Source organism: Ruegeria sp. ABV4_181 (assembly GCF_056158465.1).
On record NZ_JBSWTI010000002.1, the window covers coordinates 2,838,380 to 2,857,809 of the forward strand.

Annotated in this window: 22 protein-coding genes; 8 read left to right on the forward strand and 14 right to left on the reverse strand. The window is 61.7% G+C overall.

Going from position 1 to position 19,430, the window contains the following annotated elements:
• Window positions 1-2: 2 nt before the first annotated feature.
• The 3 genes from ACXAC3_RS14055 to prfA all read right to left on the reverse strand — a co-directional run bounded on the left by ACXAC3_RS14055 (window position 3) and on the right by prfA (window position 2,720).
• Window positions 3-581, reverse strand: coding sequence for a DUF4167 domain-containing protein (locus ACXAC3_RS14055; protein ID WP_475161256.1), 579 nt, complete (start codon window positions 579-581; stop codon window positions 3-5).
• 241 nt (window positions 582-822) lie between these two features.
• Window positions 823-1,668: a peptide chain release factor N(5)-glutamine methyltransferase gene (gene prmC, locus ACXAC3_RS14060; RefSeq protein WP_475161259.1), complete on the reverse strand. Its 846-nt coding sequence runs from the start codon at window positions 1,666-1,668 to the stop codon at window positions 823-825.
• A complete protein-coding gene (gene prfA / locus ACXAC3_RS14065) occupies window positions 1,665-2,720 on the reverse strand; it encodes a peptide chain release factor 1 (protein ID WP_475161263.1) in 1,056 nt (351 codons plus the stop codon). The genes prmC and prfA overlap by 4 nt, the downstream gene beginning before the upstream one ends.
• Before the next feature lie 63 nt (window positions 2,721-2,783).
• On the opposite strand from prfA, the gene ACXAC3_RS14070 reads away from it, so the two are divergent.
• Window positions 2,784-3,086, forward strand: coding sequence for a hypothetical protein (locus ACXAC3_RS14070; protein WP_475161265.1), 303 nt, complete (start codon window positions 2,784-2,786; stop codon window positions 3,084-3,086).
• Here the strand turns inward: ACXAC3_RS14070 and ACXAC3_RS14075 are convergent.
• The 4 genes from ACXAC3_RS14075 to ACXAC3_RS14090 all read right to left on the reverse strand — a co-directional run bounded on the left by ACXAC3_RS14075 (window position 3,018) and on the right by ACXAC3_RS14090 (window position 6,637).
• On the reverse strand, window positions 3,018-3,419 hold the full coding sequence (locus ACXAC3_RS14075; protein WP_475161268.1) for a DUF1499 domain-containing protein: 402 nt from the start codon (window positions 3,417-3,419) through the stop codon (window positions 3,018-3,020). The genes ACXAC3_RS14070 and ACXAC3_RS14075 overlap by 69 nt on opposite strands.
• A gap of 63 nt (window positions 3,420-3,482) precedes the next feature.
• The gene (gene speB / locus ACXAC3_RS14080) at window positions 3,483-4,430 is read right to left on the reverse strand and encodes an agmatinase (RefSeq protein ID WP_475161271.1); all 948 of its coding nucleotides are present in this window, start codon (window positions 4,428-4,430) and stop codon (window positions 3,483-3,485) included.
• A gap of 62 nt (window positions 4,431-4,492) precedes the next feature.
• A complete protein-coding gene (gene speB, locus ACXAC3_RS14085) occupies window positions 4,493-5,461 on the reverse strand; it encodes an agmatinase (protein ID WP_475161273.1) in 969 nt (322 codons plus the stop codon).
• Window positions 5,462-5,473: 12 nt separating this feature from the next.
• Window positions 5,474-6,637, reverse strand: coding sequence for a M20 aminoacylase family protein (locus ACXAC3_RS14090; protein ID WP_475161274.1), 1,164 nt, complete (start codon window positions 6,635-6,637; stop codon window positions 5,474-5,476).
• Window positions 6,638-6,703: 66 nt separating this feature from the next.
• On the opposite strand from ACXAC3_RS14090, the gene mazG reads away from it, so the two are divergent.
• From mazG to ACXAC3_RS14105, 3 genes are read left to right on the forward strand one after another with little or no spacing between them, the layout of a single operon-like run.
• Window positions 6,704-7,570: a nucleoside triphosphate pyrophosphohydrolase gene (mazG, locus tag ACXAC3_RS14095; protein WP_475161275.1), complete on the forward strand. Its 867-nt coding sequence runs from the start codon at window positions 6,704-6,706 to the stop codon at window positions 7,568-7,570.
• Window positions 7,571-7,624: 54 nt separating this feature from the next.
• Window positions 7,625-8,566: a nucleoside hydrolase gene (locus tag ACXAC3_RS14100; RefSeq protein ID WP_475161278.1), complete on the forward strand. Its 942-nt coding sequence runs from the start codon at window positions 7,625-7,627 to the stop codon at window positions 8,564-8,566.
• A complete protein-coding gene (locus ACXAC3_RS14105; RefSeq protein ID WP_475161280.1) occupies window positions 8,563-9,012 on the forward strand; it encodes a GNAT family N-acetyltransferase in 450 nt (149 codons plus the stop codon). The genes ACXAC3_RS14100 and ACXAC3_RS14105 overlap by 4 nt, the downstream gene beginning before the upstream one ends.
• 381 nt (window positions 9,013-9,393) lie before the next feature.
• On the opposite strand, the gene ACXAC3_RS14110 is transcribed toward ACXAC3_RS14105, so the two are convergent.
• From ACXAC3_RS14110 to ACXAC3_RS14130, 5 genes are all read right to left on the reverse strand, one after another.
• The gene (locus ACXAC3_RS14110) at window positions 9,394-9,918 is read right to left on the reverse strand and encodes a GNAT family N-acetyltransferase (RefSeq protein WP_475161282.1); all 525 of its coding nucleotides are present in this window, start codon (window positions 9,916-9,918) and stop codon (window positions 9,394-9,396) included.
• Window positions 9,919-9,957: 39 nt separating this feature from the next.
• Window positions 9,958-11,235 carry a phosphopyruvate hydratase gene (eno, locus tag ACXAC3_RS14115; protein ID WP_475161283.1) on the reverse strand — a complete coding sequence of 426 codons (1,278 nt, stop codon included), beginning with the start codon at window positions 11,233-11,235 and terminating at the stop codon, window positions 9,958-9,960.
• Between the two features lie 124 nt (window positions 11,236-11,359).
• Window positions 11,360-12,244, reverse strand: a complete 885-nt coding sequence (locus ACXAC3_RS14120; RefSeq protein WP_475161285.1) for a DMT family transporter — start codon at window positions 12,242-12,244, stop codon at window positions 11,360-11,362.
• Window positions 12,245-12,382: 138 nt separating this feature from the next.
• Entirely contained in the window at window positions 12,383-12,796 is a 414-nt protein-coding gene (locus ACXAC3_RS14125) for a Fur family transcriptional regulator (RefSeq protein ID WP_475161288.1), read from the reverse strand.
• 73 nt (window positions 12,797-12,869) lie between these two features.
• A complete protein-coding gene (locus ACXAC3_RS14130) occupies window positions 12,870-13,574 on the reverse strand; it encodes an endonuclease/exonuclease/phosphatase family protein (RefSeq protein WP_475161290.1) in 705 nt (234 codons plus the stop codon).
• Window positions 13,575-13,802: 228 nt separating this feature from the next.
• On the opposite strand from ACXAC3_RS14130, the gene ACXAC3_RS14135 reads away from it, so the two are divergent.
• Entirely contained in the window at window positions 13,803-14,690 is an 888-nt protein-coding gene (locus tag ACXAC3_RS14135; protein WP_475161296.1) for a DMT family transporter, read from the forward strand.
• A 28-nt stretch (window positions 14,691-14,718) separates the two neighbouring features.
• Here the strand turns inward: ACXAC3_RS14135 and ACXAC3_RS14140 are convergent, their stop codons facing one another.
• Window positions 14,719-16,137 (reverse strand): protein adenylyltransferase SelO, encoded by a 1,419-nt coding sequence (locus tag ACXAC3_RS14140; RefSeq protein WP_475163438.1) that lies wholly within the window; start codon window positions 16,135-16,137, stop codon window positions 14,719-14,721.
• Between the two features lie 85 nt (window positions 16,138-16,222).
• On the opposite strand from ACXAC3_RS14140, the gene ACXAC3_RS14145 reads away from it, so the two are divergent.
• From ACXAC3_RS14145 to ACXAC3_RS14155, 3 genes are all read left to right on the forward strand, one after another.
• Window positions 16,223-16,642 carry a cupin domain-containing protein gene (locus ACXAC3_RS14145; RefSeq protein WP_475161298.1) on the forward strand — a complete coding sequence of 140 codons (420 nt, stop codon included), beginning with the start codon at window positions 16,223-16,225 and terminating at the stop codon, window positions 16,640-16,642.
• 120 nt (window positions 16,643-16,762) lie between these two features.
• Complete coding sequence (locus tag ACXAC3_RS14150) at window positions 16,763-17,398, forward strand: hypothetical protein (protein WP_475161302.1); 636 nt, start codon at window positions 16,763-16,765, stop codon at window positions 17,396-17,398.
• 79 nt (window positions 17,399-17,477) lie between these two features.
• Window positions 17,478-18,368 (forward strand): fatty acid desaturase, encoded by an 891-nt coding sequence (locus ACXAC3_RS14155; protein ID WP_475161305.1) that lies wholly within the window; start codon window positions 17,478-17,480, stop codon window positions 18,366-18,368.
• Here the strand turns inward: ACXAC3_RS14155 and ACXAC3_RS14160 are convergent.
• A complete protein-coding gene (locus tag ACXAC3_RS14160; protein ID WP_475161307.1) occupies window positions 18,334-19,410 on the reverse strand; it encodes an anhydro-N-acetylmuramic acid kinase in 1,077 nt (358 codons plus the stop codon). The two genes, ACXAC3_RS14155 and ACXAC3_RS14160, sit on opposite strands and share 35 nt — an antisense overlap.
• Window positions 19,411-19,430 lie beyond the last annotated feature (20 nt).

Genomic DNA, 19,430 nt, shown 5'->3' on the forward strand with positions numbered 1-19,430 from the left:
GCTTATTCAGCCGCCTCCGGCGCGTCGCCACCTGTCTTGGGGGAATCCTCGGCCGTCGCGGGCGCGGCCTTGGGCTTGCGAGTGCGCGGCCGACGTGCAGGTTTTTCCCGCTTCTCGGCTGCTTCGGCACCATCCTTGCTTTCCGGCGTTTCGACCAGACCGGATTCCGGTGCCGCAGGCTCGGCCCCGAAGTCCATGACATCGGGTTGCGGCGCTTCGGCCGGGTCCGCCTGACGGGCCGCTTCGCGTTCCTGACGCTCGGCGCGTTCGCGGTCGCGCTCGGCCTGACGCTCGCGGTTCTGGCGCTCCTGCTCTTCGCGGCGCGCTTCGATCTCGCGCTGCGCTTCGCTCAGCATCCGCAGATAGTGCTCGGCATGCTGCTGAAAGTTCTCAGCCGCCACGCGGTCGTTCGACAGCTGGGCGTCGCGCGCCAACTGGTTGTATTTGTCAATGATCTGCTGCGGAGTGCCACGCACCTTGCCCTCGGGGCCCGAGCTGTCAAAAACCCGGTTTACGACATTGCCGCCAGAAGGACGATTGCGGTTGTTCTTGGCCCGCGAGCGGGATTTGGAAGATCTCATCTTACTTTACGTCAGCCTTATCAATTCACTGTCGATCAACCCGTACCTTACGCTGCTCAGTGGCTTGTGCCGTAACGCGTCATCGACTTTTTTGGGCTTGGCGTCAGGGGTGCGCTGTAACAGCGTCAACCTCGCCGACTAATCCTGAGTAAACATGTCCTGCGCGCACAGACAAGGGGTTTGTCCAAAAAATCGCAGCTTTTTTACATCAATCGGCGCTTTTCGGCCTCAGAACACGCCGCTACTGCGGCATTCTGGCGACAACGACGCGGTCACGGCCATCCAGATCGGGAATGATCCGCGTTTCGATCAGACCCGCCGCATCAAAAAGCGCAGAGACGCTTTTGCCCTGCGTTGGTCCAATCTCGACCAGTAAACGCCCGCCCGGCATCAGAAAATCGGGGGTCGAGGCCGCGATCCTGCGGTAGGCACCTAGCCCGTCGCCCTCGTCCGTCAGGGCCATACGCGGCTCATGCTCGCGCACTTCCGGGGACAGGTCCCCGATCTCGGACAGCGAAATATAGGGCGGATTCGAAACAATCAGGTCGAATTGGCCCTGAATGTCCCCAAACCAGTCTGAACGGAGAATCTCGACCCTCTCCTGCACCTGATGCTGCACCGCATTGGCGCTGGCCTGAAGGCAGGCCGCTTCGCTCAGATCTGCCCCTACGCCCGTGGCGCTGCCGCGTTCGGCCAGCAGCGTGATCAGGATACAGCCCGACCCAACGCCCAGATCCAGCACATGGTCAAAAGGCTCGCTGAGCGCGGCCTCGATCAGCGTCTCGGTTTCCGGGCGCGGGTCCAGCACGTCCCGGCTGACGCGGAACCTGCGGCCGTAGAATTCGCGCTCGCCCAGCAAATGCGAGACCGGTACCCGGATAGCCCGCAACGAGATCAGCTGATCATAGCGTTCGGCAATTTCCGGCGACAGTTCCTCGGGCGCGATCAGGGTTACCCTGCTGGCCTCGATTCGTGCCGCGTGGGCCAGCAAGACCCGCGCGTCTCGCGCCGGATCGGCGATGCCGGCGGCCCGCAGGCGTGCTGTTGCGGCGACCATCGCCTGTGCTGCCGTCTGTGCCGCAATCATTGCGCCAACTCGGCCAGCAGCCGCGCCTGATCGTCAGCGGTCAGGGCGTCGATCACCTCGTCCAGATCGCCCTGCATTACCTGGTCCAGCTTATACAGGGTCAGGTTGATGCGGTGATCGGTCATGCGGCCCTGCGGAAAGTTGTAGGTCCGGATACGTTCGGACCGATCCCCCGACCCAACCTGACTGGCCCGGTCCGCAGACCGTTCGCTGTCGATGCGCTGGCGTTCCAGATCATAGAGGCGCGTCTTCAGCACCTGCATGGCGATCTCGCGATTGCGGTGCTGGGATTTCTCGGAACTGGTCACGACGATCCCGCTGGGCAGATGCGTGATCCGCACGGCCGAGTTGGTGGTGTTCACGTGCTGCCCGCCCGCGCCGGAACTGCGCATGGTGTCGATACGGATGTCATTTGCGTCGATCTGGATGTCCACATCCTCGGCCTCGGGCAGAACCGCCACGGTTGCCGCCGAGGTATGGATACGCCCGCCACTTTCGGTTTCCGGCACCCGTTGCACCCGATGCACACCGGATTCATACTTCATGCGGGCAAAGACACCCTCGCCCTTGATATGGGCCACGACCTCTTTGATGCCGCCCAGGTCCGAGGCCTGTTCTTCGATAATCTCGAACCGCCACCCCCGCGCTTCGGCATAGCGCTGATACATGCGCAGCAGATCGCCCGCGAACAGGGCGGCCTCATCCCCGCCCGTACCGGGCCGGATTTCCAGCATTGCCGGCCGCGCATCCGCCGCGTCCTTGGGCAAAAGCGCCAGTTGCAGTGCATGTTCGGCCTCGGGGATGCGGGCCTGTAGCCCCGGGATTTCCTCCTCGGCCAGTTCCTTCATGTCCGGGTCGGTCAACATCGCCTCGGCCTCGGCCAGATCGGCCACCAACTGCCGCCAGGCCATGATCTGATCGACCACCGGTTTCAGGTCGGAATACTCCTTGGCCAGCGCCGCGATATCCCCGCCCGAGGCGCCATCTGCCAAGGCCGCTTCGAGGTACTGGAATCGCTGGGTTATCTGTTCAAGGCGTTCTTCGGGGATCATCCGCGCGGTGTCTCTTAATCCGGGGCTTTGGTCAAGGGCTGTCCCTGTGCTAAGATTCTGCACATGAAACGGTTGGTTCTTGTTTTGACGCTGTGCGCTATGCCTGCCGTGGCCGATGTGGTCGGCCCCGGCGGCAAGGTGCGGGACTGTTATTGCACCGACAAATCCGGCACGCGGGTCGAACTGGGCGAGATGATCTGCCTGCAGGTCGATGGCCGCATGTTCATGGCGCAATGCCAGATGTCGCTGAACGTGCCGATGTGGCGCGAGGTGCAGGAGGGGTGTTTGTCGTCAGGGCTACAGCAGAGCCAGCCATCCGTCGACCCGTTTCCGATTGACACCAAAATCCTTCCTGCCAAATCGTAACCGACCACGGACGCGCAATAATTCGCCGTCCTGCTGGGCCGTCGTGTAGTCCGGAAAGCCAAATGTTTTGGTTCGGGTGACGTAGGTAATCATCCCTTCTTCGACCGATCCGGCCAGAACTGACGTGCGCGGTGTCGCGCTGGCCACCGCGTGCAGCCTTTTCAACCCGTCCGCGCCGGAAGCGACAACGCGGATCACGCCGCCCTTCATGTCGCGGTCGGTGTCAGCCTTGGGGGCCACATGCCAACGGGCAGGGTCTGTCGGGGCCAGGCGGATATAACCGGCAAGCAGGGCCACCAGACAAACAATCGACCAAAGCACCATCTTCCTCATCCCCGCGCCAAATTCGCGGCCAACCATATTCGGTTCGGGAAGGTCGACAAGATGCGCTGCCGCCTACCGTGACGTCACGCCGGGCAGGATGCACAGCAATTCGAACAGCAGGTTCGCCGCTGTCAGCGCCGTATTGCCCGAGGGGTCATAGGGCGGCGACACTTCGACCAAATCGCAGCCCACCACGTTCATTCCCCTCAGCGCATGAATCAGTTGCAGCGCTTGCGGCGTCGTCAGGCCGCCAATCTCGGGCGTGCCGGTGCCCGGCGCAAAGGACGGATCAAGGCTGTCGATATCGTAGGTTACGTATACCGGGTGTTCGCCGATATCCTTGCGGATCTGCGCGCCGATGACGGTCAGGTTCTGTTGCCACAGCTCCCATGCGGGGAACTGGCGGAACCCCCAGCCCTTGGCTTCGGTGAAATCCGACGCTGCATAGCCAGAGCCCCGGATGCCGATCTGAAACGTCTTGTCCGGGACGATCAGGCCCTCTTCGTAGGCCCGGCGGAAAACGGTGCCGTGGGTCTCACGCTCACCAAACATCTCGTCATTGACGTCCGCATGGGCATCCACATGCACCAGCGCCACCGGCCCGTGTTTGGCGGCGATCGCGCGCAGGATCGGCAGGGTGATCGAATGATCGCCCCCCATCGCCACCGGGGTCACCCCCTGCGCCAGAATGGCGTCATAGCTTTCCCTGATGATTTTCAGACTGTCAGACAATGAGAACGTATTGATCGCAAGATCACCGATATCCGCGATCTGCAGACTGTCGAACGGCGCCGCGAAAGTGGCCATGTTATAAGGCCGGATCATCGCGCTTTCGCTGCGGATTTGTTTTGGCCCAAACCGCGTGCCCGACCGCCAGGAAGTGCCGATATCCATCGGAACCCCCAGCACGGCAACGTCCAGCCCGGCCAGAGACTCGGCCTGCGGCAAACGCATGAACGTGTTCGGCCCGGAAAACCGCGCCAGATCATTGCCGCTGATCGGTTGATTGAACTTGTCCATGCCCGTATTTCTCCCGTCCGGTCCTTCATCAAGCACATACCGGGATTATGCCTAATCAATAGTTAAGGCTTTACCAGCTTGTTCCACCCAAGCAGACAGATGATCTGCGTCGCGACATGCGCGCCCGCAATCGCCGTGGCGCCGGATGTATCAAACGGCGGCGAAACCTCGACCACATCCCCGCCCTTGATGTTGATCCCGGCAATATCGCGTAGGATGATCTGCGCCTGGATTGAGGTCAGCCCGCCCCAAACAGGTGTTCCGGTGCCCGGCGCAAAAGCCGGGTCCAGCCCGTCGATGTCAAAGCTCAGGTAAACCGGGCTGTCCCCCAGAATGCCTTTGATCTTTTGCGCCGCCGCGGCAGGACCGGATTCATAGACCTCGCGCGCGTCTATGATGTTGACGCCCAGCGTGTCCTCGTTGGTGGTGCGTATCCCCACCTGAACCGAGCGTTTGGGATCGACGATCCCTGATTTCACCGCCTTGTAGAACATTGTCCCGTGGTCGACGCGGCTCATATCGTCATCGGCCCAGGTGTCTGTATGGGCATCGAATTGCAACAGCGACATCGGCCCGTATTTCTCGGCATAGGCCTTGAGGATCGGGAAACTGATATAGTGATCCCCGCCCAGCGTGACCGAGGCCACGTCAGCCGCCAGAATGGTGCGGATGTGATCGGTCAGCGTGTCGGGAAAGGCCGGGATATTGGCATAGTCATAGGCCATGTCGCCGTAATCGACGATGGCCAACTCGCTCAGCGCATCGAACGGCCATCCATAGGGCGCGTCGGGGGACTGTAGCGCGCTTGCCTCACGGATCGCGCGCGGTCCCAGACGGGTGCCGGGGCGGTTGGTCACCGCCTGATCAAAGGGCACCCCGGTCACGGCGATATCGACGCCATTCAGGTCCTTGGTATAGAGCCGCCGCAAGAACGACGTGGCCCCGCCAAACGTGTTTTCGTAAGACGGCCCCTTCAGATCCGGGTTGGTGAAGGCTTCGTCCACCTGCGTCTTTGCGTCTTCCAGTGCCATCGCTTTCCCCCGTCAGCCCAGCGGCTGCGCTTTTTCGACGATCCGCGCAAAGAACGAAGCCCCCACCGGCGCGATGTCGTCGTTGAAATTGTATTTCGGATGATGCAACCCGGCCCCTTCGCCCTGCCCGAGGAAAAGATAGGCACCGGGCCGCGACTGCAGCATGTACGAGAAATCCTCGGCCCCCATCTCGCGGCCCATATTGTCGACCACACGCCCGGCACCGGACACGTCCCGAGCCACGGCGGCTGCAAACCCGGCCTTGTCGCCGTCATTGATCGTTGCGGGATAGTTTTTCTGATAGTCCAGCCGCGCCTCGACCCCGTAGGAGGTCGCCTGCCCCTGCACGATCTTCTCCATCCGTTCGATCACCATCTGCTGTACCTTCGGATCGAAGGTGCGCACGGTTCCGTTGATGAATGCGGTATCCGGGATCACGTTGTTCACTGTGCCGGTGTGGATTTGCGTGACCGACACCACCAGATCGTCCAGCGCGTAATGGTTGCGGCTGACAATCGTCTGGATTGCCTGAGCGATGCCGCAGGCCGCCATCACCGGATCGCGGGTTTCATGCGGCATGGCCCCGTGGCCGCCGACGCCCTGAATGTGGATTTCGAACGTATCGACTGCGGCCATGATCGGCCCCGGCGTAGTATGAAACGCGCCTTCGGCCAAACCCGGCGCATTGTGCAGCGCGTAGACCTGCCCAATGTCGAACCGGTCCATGATCCCTTCGTCCACCATCACGCCGGCGCCACCGCCCTCTTCCTCGGCGGGCTGAAAGATCAACGCCACGCGGCCCGCGAAATTCCGCGTCTCGGCCAGATAGCGCGCCGCCCCCAACAGCATTGTCGTGTGGCCGTCATGGCCGCAGGCATGCATCTTGCCCGGGTTTTTCGAAGCATAGGAAACACCCGTTTCCTCGGGGATCGGTAGCGCGTCCATATCGGCGCGCAATCCGATGGTCGGCCCCGCGCCCTGCCCGTTGATGATCGCCACGATTCCGGTCGTGGCAATGCCTTCGTGCAGTTCGTCGACGCCAAACTCGCGCAGCCGGTCCGCGACAAACGCCGCTGTTTCGTGGCATTCGAACTCAAGCTCGGGGATCGAATGCAAATGTTGGCGCCATGCGGCCATATCGGCTGAGTAATCGGCAATTCGGTTGACGACGGGCATCTGGGGTGGACTCCTGATCCTGACTGCGGAATGGATGCATCTGACACCGGAACGAAAGGGTTCGCAATGGCCGAAAATCCTCTGATCCATGACAGCAATGCGGGTATCGAGCGTTTGCTGGAAATCATGCGCCGCCTGCGCGACCCGAAATCGGGCTGCCCGTGGGATATCGAACAGGATTTCGGCACCATCGCCCCTTATACCATCGAAGAAGCCTATGAGGTCGCCGACGCCATCGAGCGCCAGGCCTGGGACGAACTGAAAGGCGAGTTGGGCGATCTGCTGTTCCAATCCGTGTTCCACGCGCAAATGGCGCAAGAGGCCGGGCATTTCACCTTTCAGGACGTGGTGCGCACCATGTCGGACAAGATGGTTGACCGTCACCCGCATGTCTTCGGTGACGAATCCCGAGACAAGTCCGCGGAACAGCAGACGCTGGACTGGGAGACCATCAAAGCTGCCGAGCGTGCGGGCAAGGCGCAGAAAGGCGCGCTGGACGGGGTTGCCGCCAACCTGCCCGCCCTGCTGCGGGCGCACAAGCTGCAGAAACGCGCTGCGCGTGTCGGGTTCGACTGGCCGGACGCCAGCCACGTGCTGGCCAAGATCACGGAAGAGGCCGCCGAGCTGGAAGAGGCCCGCAACAGCAAGGATGCCGACGCGCTGGAAGACGAATTCGGCGATCTGCTGTTCGTCATGGTCAATCTGGGCCGCCACCTGGGCATCGAGCCCGAGGCCGCCCTGCGCCGCACCAACGCCAAGTTCACCCGCCGGTTTGAACAGGTCGAGGCGCGGCTGGCCGATCGGGGGAAAACGCCGTCCCAAAGCACGCTGGAGGAGATGGACGCGCTGTGGGACGAGGTCAAAACCGAGGAACACCGCGCCAATGGCAAACTCCCGCCTGTGGATGCAGCGGCTGACGCGAAATTCGGCTAGACAAGCGCGGTGACAGTTGCGAGTGTCCCACCTTCACGACCCCCGGAGACGACCATGCCCCCCCGTAAGATCATCATCGACACCGACCCCGGACAGGACGACGCCGTCGCCATCCTTTTGGCGCTGGCAAGCCCCGAAGAGATTGAGGTGTTGGGCATCACAGCCGTTGCCGGAAACGTGCCGCTGGCGCTGACCGCCAAGAATGCGCGCATTGTGTGCGAACTGGCCGGGCACACGCATATCCCGGTCTATGCCGGATGTGACCGCCCGCTCAGCCGGCCTCTGGTCACCGCGGAACATGTCCATGGCAAAACCGGGCTGGACGGCCCGGTCCTGCCCGATCCGGAAATGCAGCTGGCCGACGGTCACGGTGTCGATTTCATCATCGACACGCTGCGCGCGCACGAACCGGGCACGGTAACGCTCTGCCCGTTGGGGCCGTTGACCAACATTGCCACGGCATTCCGGAAAGCCCCCGACATCGTCGACCGGGTTCAGGAAATCGTGCTGATGGGTGGCGCGTATTTCGAGGTCGGCAACATCACACCCGCCGCTGAGTTCAACATTTACGTCGATCCCGAAGCGGCTGATATCGTGTTCAAATCCGGCGTTCACATCGTGGTTATGCCGCTGGATGTCACCCATGACGCGTTGGTCACGAAACAGCGCAACGACGCCTTCCGCGCACTCGACAGCAAAGTCGGTCATGCTGTGGCCGAGATGACAGATTTTTTCGAACGTTTCGACATCGAGAAATATGGCTCGGAAGGCGCGCCGCTGCATGATCCCTGCGTCACCGCCTACCTGATCCGCCCCGATCTTTTCACCGGCCGCCACATCAACGTGCAGATCGAAACCCAATCCGACCTGACGCTGGGAATGACCGTCGCCGACTGGTGGCGTGTCACCGACCACGCGCCAAACGCGATGTTCATGGGTGAAGTAGATGCCGACGGGTTCTTTGCCCTGCTGACCGAACGGCTGGCCCGGCTATGAGCGCCGCGCTGAGACTGGCCCGCCCCGAGGATCTGGACCGTCTTATGGGTCTGGTCGCCTCGTTTCATGCCGAGGCAGGCATCACGCAGGAATCCGACCAGCGCCGCGAAGCCCTGCTGCCGCTGCTGGAAGGCATTCCACATGGGTGTGTCTATCTGATTGGCCCGGGCCGCGCGCCGCTGGGCTATATCATCCTGACTTTTGGCTGGTCGGTCGAGTTTGGCGGCATGGACGGCTTTGTCGATGAGATATACATTCGCCCCGCCGTGCGCGGCCGCGGTATCGCCACCGAGGTGCTGATGGACCTGCCCAAGGCGCTGGCCGGGGCCGGTCTGACCGCCCTTCACCTTGAGGTCGACCGCTCGCACGAAGCGACGCAGAGATTGTATCTGCGCACGGGCTTCAAACAGCGGGATCGGTATATGCTGATGAGCAAAAAGCTCTGATCCTGAATCAGTACACGGGCGTTTCAGCCCGTGCCCCCAATGCGTATCCCCTTACCGGGCTTCGCCACGATAAATGTATGTGGCCGATTCCATGTTCCGAACCGGGTCGGATGAAGACACCGGATCTCCGGTTATCGGATATGTATCCGGGCCCGCACAGGCCGCCAGAAATACTGTGCTGATTACCGACGCTACGAGAAGGAATCTTGAACCAGTCATGGTATTCTCCTTTTCTGTCCTGTCGACAGGGTACGAGACATCCAGAGCTGACAAATAGGTAAAAGTTCACACAAAAGTGCGTTTATGCAGAATTTTTTCGGCTTATTTCATTTTCCGAAACGATTACAAAGGGTAACGCTGCAAATTTATTTCGAACTTTTGCTATCCCGCCGGTTCCGGACGCAGGGACATCTCAAAAAACAGCAGGTGACCTTCTGCAAAATCGGGAATTTCCGCATAGGCGTCCCGCAACTTGAACCCCATCGACAGGTACAGGCGAATTGCCTTTTGCAGAGGTATTCCGGTGTCCATCCTGATATAGTCAAATTCCTGATTTCGGCAGGCTTCGACCAGAGCCTGCATGATCGCGAAACCCGCCCCCGAGCCGCGCGCATCCTCGTGCACATACACCCGCTTGATCTCGGCGATACCGGGTTCCAGCGTATGGAACATGCCGCACCCGACAGGCTGCTCATCTTTCAACACCAGCCGCGCACCACCGTTCGGCGGGGTGTGTTCCGCTTCGATGGCGTCCATCACGCCGGCGTATTTGTCGCGCGGATAGATCGTGCGTACAATCCGCTGAGACTTGGAATCCAGCGACAACAGGAATTCGCGGTAATCCCAGCACAAACGCCGGATCGCATCAAAATGTTCCGGCGTTTCTGGTTCTATGACACTAATCAAAACCTGATCCTCAAATAAATCCGGGGATCAGGATACCATTTAGCGCTTCAGGATCGAAGCCCCTGCATATTCGGCAACTTCGCCCAGCAATTCCTCGATGCGGATCAGCTGGTTGTACTTGGCCAGCCGGTCCGACCGCGCCAGCGAGCCGGTTTTGATCTGACCGCAATTGGTTGCCACGGCCAGATCGGCAATGGTGGCGTCTTCGGTCTCGCCCGAGCGGTGCGACATCACGTTGGTGTAACGCGCGCGGTGGGCCATATCGACGGCGCGCAGGGTTTCGGTCAGCGACCCGATCTGATTGACCTTGACCAGCATCGAGTTGGCGCAGCCGTTCTTGATCCCCTGGGCCAGACGTTCAGGATTGGTGACGAACAGGTCGTCACCGACCAGTTGCACCTTGTCCCCGATGGCATCGGTCAAAGCGCGCCAGCCGTCCCAGTCATCCTCGGACATGCCGTCTTCGATCGAGATGATCGGATAGTCGTCGACAAGCGCCGCCAGATAGGCCGCGTTTTCCTCCGATGTCAGGCTTTTGCCTTCGCCCGACAGAACGTATTTGCCGTCTTTGTAGTATTCGGTTGCGGCGCAATCGAGTGCGAGGTGGATTTCCTCTCCCGGCTTGTAGCCCGCTTTTTCGATGGACTTCAGGATGAAATCCAATGCCTCGCGGGTGCTGGCGATATTGGGGGCAAAGCCGCCCTCGTCACCCACACCGGTGGCCAGACCGGCGACCGACAGTTCCTTTTTCAGTGTATGGAACACCTCGGATCCCATACGGACCGCCTCGCGGATATTCGCGGCCGAGACGGGCATGATCATGAATTCCTGAATGTCGATCGGGTTATCGGCGTGCTCGCCTCCGTTGATGATGTTCATCATCGGCACCGGCAGGACGCGGGCCGAGGTGCCGCCAACGTAGCGGAACAGCGGCTGCGTGGTGAAATCCGCGGCTGCCTTGGCGGTGGCCAGCGAAACACCCAGAATGGCATTTGCGCCCAGACGGCCCTTGTTCTCGGTCCCGTCCAGTTCGATCATCGCCTCGTCGATGGCGACCTGCTCGGTCGCGTCAAAGCCCACCAGCTCCTCGGCGATTTCACCATTCACGGCGGCCACGGCCTCAAGCACGCCCTTGCCCATGTAACGCGCTTTGTCACCGTCACGCTTTTCCACTGCTTCGTAAGCGCCCGTGGATGCGCCCGAAGGCACAGCCGCACGGCCCATGGTGCCGTCTTCCAGGATCACATCAACTTCGACCGTCGGATTGCCCCGGCTGTCCAGAATTTCGCGTGCGTGGATGTCGATGATGGTGCTCATGATGCCCGTCCCTGTGGCTGCATTCGGTTGCATGCCTCATAGCATCAACGGGCAAAAAGTAAACCGCTGATGTTATCGCTAACACGTTACAGGGCGCGTGTTTGCGCCAACCTGCGACGATCCGTCAGGTCGCGGCAACCGCCATCTGTTGCGCCAGTCGCCGTTCGCGCAAAAAGGTGTAAAGCCCTGAACCGATGATCAGGGTCGCGCCGGCCAGTGTCATCTGATCCGGGCGTTCACCGAACATCATCATGCCTGCCGCAATCGAAAAGACCAGCCGCGTATAGCGGAACGGTGTCAGGGCCGAGGCATCGCCCACCCGCATAGCGCTGACAATCCCGTAATAGCCCAGAACCCCGAACCCGATTGCGCCGATCAGCGGCCCGATCTGAGCTGTTTCGAACGCGACCAGCGGTTGCGCGTTGAAGACGATCAGCGCCAGCCCGGCCAGCGTAACGGCCCCATAGGCCTGCAGGGCCACGACAGCCGAAGCGACGCGCGCGTCCAGCCGGCGCGTGATCAGGTCACGTGCGGCGATGGCGACAACGCTGGCCACCACAAACAGGGTCTCGGGCTGGAACCCGTCGAGCCCCGGTCGAATGATCATCAGAACGCCGACAAAGCCGACACCGATGGCGCTCCACCGTCGCCAGCCGACCTGCTCCCCCAGAAACAACGCCGCGCCCATGGTCACGGCCAGCGGCATGGCCTGAAACACCGCCGCAACGATCGAAAGGTCGACCAGAGCCAGCGCGGTGACAAAGGCCACGGCGCCCACGCCTTCGCAGGCAGCGCGGATCAGCGGCAGAGTCTGCCAGGCGGCGGCATCAAAAATGCGTTTGCGCGTGGCTACGGCCATGGCCGCGAAGATCAGGCCGCATACCAGGCCCAGCACAACCATGATTTGACCGGTCGGAATACTGACCGACAGGTGCTTGATGAACATATCCTCAAGCGCAAAAGCCGCCATCGCGCCGACGACCAGCAAAATGCCGTTTACGTTGTTCATGGTCGTGTCCGTTGAATACCGCGGCTCGAATTGCCGCCACTAACCCGCACCAAAAGCGGAAGTCGCCCGATCTGGCAAGCATTTTGAACGCAGGAAACATGATTTCCCGTGCGATAGCCGTTCGCGTTTTGTGATGGGTCAGTCCTGTTCCAGCGGAACGCCGTACAGTTCCAGCCGGTGGCCCTTTAGCTTGTATCCCAGCTTGGCGGCGATCTTTTCCTGCAACGCCTCGATCTCGGGATCGACGAATTCGATCACCTCTCCGGACTGCATGTCGATCAGGTGGTCATGGTGGTCGCGCTCGGCGTCTTCATAGCGCGCACGCCCGTCGCCAAACTCCAGACGCTCGAGAATCCCGGCCTCTTCGAAAAGTTTCACGGTGCGATAGACGGTGGCGATGGAAATCCCGGAATCCACTTCCGAGGCACGGGCATAAAGTTCTTCTACGTCCGGGTGATCCTCGCTCTGTTGCAACACCTGCGCGATTGTGCGGCGCTGTCCCGTCATGCGCAGACCTTTGGCTTCGCAACGGGCGATGATCGTGTCGGACATAAGTGACCCTCGGCTTGGTTCGGTTCTCTGTCTTAATACGTCTGTGCGGCTGGCGCCACAGGGGAATTGCCTCTCAGGCGACCCGACGCAGGTCCGCCCAGACCGGCAGATGGTCCGAGGCGATATGCGCCGGACGCGCGTCATGCACGCCATGGACCACCGCCTCAAGCCCGGTGCCCAGCGCGATCCGGTCCAGCGCGCCCAGGGGCTGCGCCGCCGGATAACTGGGCATCGGCGGCAGGAACCGCATGTCCGGGGCCAGGTGATCCAGAACCGGCTGCCGCGACCATTCGTTGAAATCCCCGGCCCACACCGTGGGCATGTGATCAAGGTCGGCGTCGCAACGCCGGATATGCGTGATCTGCTGACGCCGCGATGCGGGCAGCAGACCCAGATGCATTCCCATCACCCGAAGGGGGCCGATCTGCGTGTCAAACTCGACCCGCACAGCCCCCCGGGGTTCGAGCCCCGGCAAATCATGATGCCCGGTTTGCCGCACGCGGATCGGGTCGCCCCGCCAGATCACCGCGTTGCCATGCCAGCCCAGACTGCCCGCGCCGCCCAGATCGACGATTTGCCACCCTGCCTCGTCCAGCATGAAATGCGGCAGGGCAGCGGGACGCGGCGGCAGGCGCTTGTCGGCCTCCTGCAGCACAACGATATCGGCCTGCATGCTTTCGATCACCTGCATTATGCGCTGCGGCTGCCGCCGGAAATCAAGCCCGACGCATTTCTGAATGTTGTAGCTGGCAATGCGCAGGGTCGAGTTTGGTTTCATTGGGTTCCGGACAGACGATTGGCAGTAAAAGTGCCATGCTCGCCGCGAGGCGCAACCCCATTTCGCGCAGTAAGGCGGTGCAATCTCCGAAGTTGTCGCGTTCTGCAACCTGTGCGCTCAGGAAGTGGGCAGGAAACGCGCGTGGCGGTTGTGCGGGGTGGTTTCGCTTGATCGCCGGTGCCCGAACGCTCTATCCCGGAACCGCGTGCCGCCTGTAACGGAGCAACAATGACAACGAACGAAGCACGATCGGACAGCGGTACCTGGGCCAGCATCACCCTGGTGATCGGCGGCATGATGTGGGGCCTCTACTGGATTCCGGTCCGGTTCTTTCTTGACCTCGGACTGACCGGCCCCTGGCCGGGGATCGCGATGTACACATCGGCCCTGATCGTGCTTGTTCCGCTGATCTGGCGCGACCGGCTGTCACTGGCCCTTCAGTGGCGCGACCTGCTGATCAGCGGGATGTTCACGGGGGCGGCCTTCAGCCTCTATTCAATCAGCCTGGTTTACACCGAGGTCGTCCGCTCGATCCTGCTGTTTTACCTGACCCCGATCTGGGGAACGATTCTGGGCGTGCTGTTTCTGGGCGAGCGTCTGAGCGTCGGCCGCATCGCCGGGCTGATTTGCGGGATCGGAGGGTTGTTCGTCGTTCTGGGTGGCGCGGGGTTCGTGCCCTGGCCACAAAACACAGGCGACTGGCTGGCGCTGGCATCGGGGGTTTGCTGGGCGCTTGGGACGCTGGGTCTGTACAGGGCCGGCAATATATCGGTCACGGGTCAGGTCTTTGCTTTTGTCCTCGGCGCGCTGATCCTGTCCCTGTTCGGTCTGGCCTTTTTACGCGGACCTGTTCTGCCCGAGATTGACGAGGCGCAGTATCTTTGGGTTCTGCAATTCGTTGCCTTGTCCGCCCTCTACATCCTGCCGATGGTGTTCATGACGATCTGGCCGGCGACCAGGCTGTCCCCGGCCCGCGTCGGGTTGCTGCTGATGAGCGAGGTGATCGTCGGCCTGGCCTCAGCCGCGGCGCTGGCTGGCGAACCCTTCGGGTTACGAGAGTTGCTGGGCGCCATCCTGATCGTCAGCGCCGCAGTGCTGGAAATTATGCGCGCATAGCGGACACTTCGAACGACCAGCGTCAGCCTTATGTCCCACAAAACGTCGCATGAACGACTTCGTTCTGTGTCGGGGGGCGCGTCAGGTCTGCGGCGTCGGACTGGTCCTCATAGGGGCGTGACAATACCGCGTTCAGCCGGTGGAACGGTTCGTAATCCCCCAGAACTGCAGCCTGTATCATCTGCTCGACCCGGTGATTGCGGGGAATGAAGGCCGGGTTGGCCGATGCCAGAACGCAAGCCGGATCGTCCTCGCGCGTCAGACGCGTGTTCCAGCCCTCCGCCCAGCCATCAAACGCCTCCGGGTCGGTGAACTGATCCCGCGCGGTGTCCTTGCCCAGCGCTCGGAACGTGTTGGTGAAATCAGCCTGATTCCGGGCCATTCGCACCAGCAGGTCCGAGATCAGCTCGGAATCGCCCTCTTCCTCTTGCAAAAGCCCGAGCTTCGCCCGGAACCGCGCCAGCCAGTTTTCCTGCAGCAGGTCGGGCATGGCGTGCACGATCTCGGTCGCTTCTTCCACGGCTGCCTCTTTGTCGTCCATCTGCTGGATCAGCGCCGTGGCCAGTTGCGCCGCGTTCCACACTGCGATGTCAGGCTGGTTGGAATAGGCATACCGCCCCATCCGGTCGATTGAGCTGTAGACCGTGTTGGGGTGATAGCTGTCCATAAATGCGCAGGGGCCGTAATCAATGGTTTCTCCGGCAATCGAGCAATTGTCCGTGTTCATCACCCCGTGAATGAACCCCACGCTCATCCACTGCGCAATCAGCCGCGATTGTGCCTCGACCACCGCGCGCAGCAGGCCCATCGGTCCTTCGACACCGGGGTAGTGACGCGCGATGGCGTATTCCGTCAGGCGGCGCAGGCTGTCCATTTGCCCGCGCGCGGCAAAGACCTGAAACGTGCCGACACGCAGATGGCTCTGGGCGACGCGGGTCAGCACGGCACCAGGTAGCGGCCCCTCGCGCAGAACGGTCTCGCCGGTTTCGACGGCGGCCAGCGCCCGCGTGGTCGGGATGCCCTGCGCGTGCATTGCTTCGGAGACCACATATTCGCGCAGCACCGGACCCAGCCATGCGCGCCCGTCACCCTGCCGGGAAAACGGTGTCGGGCCGGAACCTTTCAGTTGAATGTCCCGCCGGATACCATCAGTCCCGACCGTTTCGCCCAGCAGAACGGCCCGCCCGTCCCCAAGCTGCGGGTTATAGCTGCCGAACTGATGGCCCGAGTACAACTGTGCAATCGGTTCGGCCCCTTCGGGCAGCGCGTTCCCGGCGAAGGCGTCGGCCATCTCGTGCACGTCGCCCGGAGTGACGCGCAAGATTCGTGCCAGATCATCGTTGAAGGCAATCAGTCGCGGCGCGCAGACGGGAACCGGGGCCTGTCGCGCGAAAAAGCTGTCAGGCAGGCGGGCGTAGCTGTTGTCGAACGGGATCGTCAGGGTCATGTGGCAAACATATTCCTCATCCACACGAATACCATAGCGGATCGCGCGGCCCCGTGCATAATCACCCGAAATCCACGAGGGGCCCATGACCGCACAAGAGATCATCGATCACCTGGATCTTCAGCGCCATCCCGAAGGCGGTTGGTTCCGTGAAACATGGCGCGCCGATAACGAGGGCCGCGCCACGGGCACCTGCATCTATTTCCTGCTGCAGGCCGACGAGCGCAGCCACTGGCACCGCGTCGACGCGACCGAGATCTGGCTTTACCATGCCGGGGCCCCGCTGATCCTGTCGTTAAGCGCCACGGAACAGGGCCCTGCCCGCGATCATCTGCTCACCCCCGATCTGACTGAGGGCGCACCGCAGCTGATCGTGCCGCGCGATCACTGGCAAGCGGCGCGTTCGACCGGAGACTACACGCTGGTCAGTTGTACCGTCTCACCGGGGTTCGAGTTCGAGGGGTTCGAACTGGCCGAGCCGGGCTTTGATATTCCGCGCGGGTAAGCCCGCAACCTATGGCAGATAAACCACATTTACCGGCCACACCAATCCGGGCGGGTTACTCTGGTACGGAATGCGTGCCGGCCTGACCGGACATTTTTCAATCATTTGGACCTTCCCGCGATGACGGAACCGAACCACCGCGAGCATCATCTGAATTACGTCGGAATGCGTGCAAACCGCGACGTGCAAAAGGTATTCATGTGGCTGAAACTCGGTCTGGGCACCGTTGGGTTACTGGTCACTGTCGGGTATTTCTTTCTGAGCAACGACAATATCGGCAGCGAAGCGGGCGCCTATGTCTTCATCTCATTCATTCCCCTGATTGTCCTGATCCTCGGCCTGATCGACCTGTTCACCCTCAGCCTGTCGAAACTTGTTGAAAACCGCATGCGCCGGAACGACCGCCTTGGCCGCAGCAACAGAAGGCACCTTGTTGTCGTGACGATCGGCGGGTTCGTTTTGCTGCATCTGCTGATGATCAAATCCCTTGGAAGCGGGTATCTCTTCAAGGTGCTGACGCCCGGCCCCGATGGATACAACGCCACCGGGCTATTCCTTGTCCTGACCCCATACGCCGCATTTGCAGGTCTGATGCTGTATAACTGGCTGACCCCCGAAGCCGGACCAACCGACCTGCCCGAGGAAGAAGAGGTTGCGCTGGCAGAAAAGAAACGTCGCTCACTGCGTCTGGCCATATTGGGCATCTACGCCGTCGCGGCGGTTATTGCGGTTGGTATTATCTATTTCTTTGCCTGAATGGGCCGGGGTATCCGGCACGAGTTGACCACCGCTGAAATCGGCTGGGACGGGCATGGGAATTGTGCAAGGGTGAGGCATGGATCATCGCACCCTCATCGCTTCGCTTCCGCCCGAAACGAAGGACCGCCTGCAAACCCGGTCAGATACAGCCGGGCTCGGGCATCTGGCGCTTTATGGCGCGGCGCTTGCGGTGACCAGCGCCTGCATCGTCGCCCGGGTTCCGCTTTGGCCCCTGTTCCTGTTGCCGCAGGGCATATTGTTGGTTTTCCTGTTCACGCTCAGCCATGAATGCACTCACAAGACCCCGTTTCGCACCGCATGGCTGAATGACGCGGTCGGGCATCTGGCCGGGGTCCCGATTGCCCTGCCCTTTGTCTGGTTTCGGTATTTTCACCTGGCCCATCACAAATGGACCAATCATCCGCAAAACGACCCGGAACTGGACGGCAAGCCCAGACCCGACCACTGGCCCGCGCTGCTGATCTATCTCAGCGGCTTGCCCTATTGGGCAGGCAACCTCCGCGTCCTGCTGCGCAATGCCTTCGGCCTGATTGACGCGCCGTATCTGCCTGGACGGCAACACCGCGCGATGCGATGGGAAGCGCGCGCCTTGCTGATCGCATACGCGGTCGCCGCGGTCAGCCTGTTCTATTCACCGCTTCTGCTCTGGCTCTGGCTGATACCGGTGCTTGTGGGCCAACCCTTCCTCCGGCTTTACCTGTTGGCGGAACACGGGTTTTGCCCACCCGTCGCCAATATGCTGGAAAACTCGCGTACGACCTTCACCAACCGGATCGTCCGGTTTCTGGCCTGGAACATGCCCTATCACGCCGAACATCACGCCTTTCCCAATGTGCCCTTTCACCAGTTGCCGGCGCTGCACCGCTGGACCCGGGCGCATCTGAAATCCACGTCAGAGGGGTATTCCGGGTTTACGGCAGACTATGTGCGGTCGCTGGATCGCTGATCACGCCGCCGCCGACCAGCGCCTTCACCCCTGTCGTACCGGGGCAAGAGGTCGGCAACCCGCGCGCCACGCGGACCGCGAGATAGGCAAACGCCTGCGCTTCCAGCATATCGCCATCCAGCCCGACCGCCTCGACCGGTTCAACCGGGCAGTCCAGCGCCACGCGCAGCATCTCCATCAAAACCGTGTTGTGGCGCCCACCCCCGGTGACCAGCACGCGCGACGGCGGCTTGGGGCAATGCTCCATCCCCTGCACCACACCTGCCGCGCACATACCGGTCAGCGTGGCGACCGCGTCGGCATTGCCCAGTTCCCGGACCAGTCCGATCATCTCGGCAAAGTCGTTGCGGTCCAGCGATTTGGGCGGCATGCGGGTAAAGAAGGGTTCGGCCAGAAACAGCTCCAGCGCACCGGTTTCGACCGTACCGCCCCGCGCGACCGCACCATCGCGGTCCATCGGCAGACCCAGCCGCGCCTGCATCAGGTCGTCGACGGGTGCATTGGCGGGACCGGTGTCGAAGGCCAGCAGCGCACCGGGCGCTTCGGGCCCGTTATAGCTGGGGTCGACATAGGTCAGGTTCCCCACACCGCCGAGGTTCAGGAAACACAGCGGCGCGTCGGCCCCGATCCATTTGGCGCAGGCAAAATGAAAGAACGGCGCCAGCGGCGCGCCCTCGCCGCCCATGGCCACGTCATCGCTGCGGAAATCCCAGACGACGGGAATGCCCAGCGCCTGCGCGAGCCCCTTGCCGTCGCCCACCTGCAACGTGCCACGCCCGCGCGGATCATGCGCAAGGGTCTGGCCGTGACAGCCTATCAGATCGATATCTTCGAATTCGGACAACACTTCGGCATGGGCAAAGGTGACCAGTTCGGCGGCCTTGTCCACGGCGCTGCCGTGCCACTGCCCCTGCGCGTCGCGCAGATCGGCGCGTTCAGCATCGGAATAGGCGCGATAGGCGGTTGGGCCAAATCGGATGATCCTGTGCCCGTCGGTCTCGACCACGGCTGCATCCACACCGTCCATTGACGTACCGGACATTGTTCCCAAGGCTCTGATCG

What these genes read in the sequence shown, in the direction of transcription:
- ACXAC3_RS14155 (WP_475161305.1), top strand. Translation starts at nt 17,478, where the DNA reads ATGGATCATCGCACCCTCATCGCTTCGCTTCCGCCCGAAACGAAGGAC.
- ACXAC3_RS14160 (WP_475161307.1), bottom strand. Translation starts at nt 19,410, where the DNA reads ATGTCCGGTACGTCAATGGACGGTGTGGATGCAGCCGTGGTCGAGACC.
- ACXAC3_RS14090 (WP_475161274.1), bottom strand. Translation starts at nt 6,637, where the DNA reads ATGCCCGTCGTCAACCGAATTGCCGATTACTCAGCCGATATGGCCGCA.
- ACXAC3_RS14140 (WP_475163438.1), bottom strand. Translation starts at nt 16,137, where the DNA reads ATGACCCTGACGATCCCGTTCGACAACAGCTACGCCCGCCTGCCTGAC.
- ACXAC3_RS14145 (WP_475161298.1), top strand. Translation starts at nt 16,223, where the DNA reads ATGACCGCACAAGAGATCATCGATCACCTGGATCTTCAGCGCCATCCC.
- mazG (WP_475161275.1), top strand. Translation starts at nt 6,704, where the DNA reads ATGGCCGAAAATCCTCTGATCCATGACAGCAATGCGGGTATCGAGCGT.
- eno (WP_475161283.1), bottom strand. Translation starts at nt 11,235, where the DNA reads ATGAGCACCATCATCGACATCCACGCACGCGAAATTCTGGACAGCCGG.
- ACXAC3_RS14075 (WP_475161268.1), bottom strand. Translation starts at nt 3,419, where the DNA reads ATGAGGAAGATGGTGCTTTGGTCGATTGTTTGTCTGGTGGCCCTGCTT.
- ACXAC3_RS14120 (WP_475161285.1), bottom strand. Translation starts at nt 12,244, where the DNA reads ATGAACAACGTAAACGGCATTTTGCTGGTCGTCGGCGCGATGGCGGCT.
- ACXAC3_RS14100 (WP_475161278.1), top strand. Translation starts at nt 7,625, where the DNA reads ATGCCCCCCCGTAAGATCATCATCGACACCGACCCCGGACAGGACGAC.
- prfA (WP_475161263.1), bottom strand. Translation starts at nt 2,720, where the DNA reads ATGATCCCCGAAGAACGCCTTGAACAGATAACCCAGCGATTCCAGTAC.
- ACXAC3_RS14055 (WP_475161256.1), bottom strand. Translation starts at nt 581, where the DNA reads ATGAGATCTTCCAAATCCCGCTCGCGGGCCAAGAACAACCGCAATCGT.
- prmC (WP_475161259.1), bottom strand. Translation starts at nt 1,668, where the DNA reads ATGATTGCGGCACAGACGGCAGCACAGGCGATGGTCGCCGCAACAGCA.
- speB (WP_475161273.1), bottom strand. Translation starts at nt 5,461, where the DNA reads ATGGCACTGGAAGACGCAAAGACGCAGGTGGACGAAGCCTTCACCAAC.
- speB (WP_475161271.1), bottom strand. Translation starts at nt 4,430, where the DNA reads ATGGACAAGTTCAATCAACCGATCAGCGGCAATGATCTGGCGCGGTTT.
- ACXAC3_RS14125 (WP_475161288.1), bottom strand. Translation starts at nt 12,796, where the DNA reads ATGTCCGACACGATCATCGCCCGTTGCGAAGCCAAAGGTCTGCGCATG.
- ACXAC3_RS14135 (WP_475161296.1), top strand. Translation starts at nt 13,803, where the DNA reads ATGACAACGAACGAAGCACGATCGGACAGCGGTACCTGGGCCAGCATC.
- ACXAC3_RS14105 (WP_475161280.1), top strand. Translation starts at nt 8,563, where the DNA reads ATGAGCGCCGCGCTGAGACTGGCCCGCCCCGAGGATCTGGACCGTCTT.
- ACXAC3_RS14130 (WP_475161290.1), bottom strand. Translation starts at nt 13,574, where the DNA reads ATGAAACCAAACTCGACCCTGCGCATTGCCAGCTACAACATTCAGAAA.
- ACXAC3_RS14150 (WP_475161302.1), top strand. Translation starts at nt 16,763, where the DNA reads ATGACGGAACCGAACCACCGCGAGCATCATCTGAATTACGTCGGAATG.
- ACXAC3_RS14070 (WP_475161265.1), top strand. Translation starts at nt 2,784, where the DNA reads ATGAAACGGTTGGTTCTTGTTTTGACGCTGTGCGCTATGCCTGCCGTG.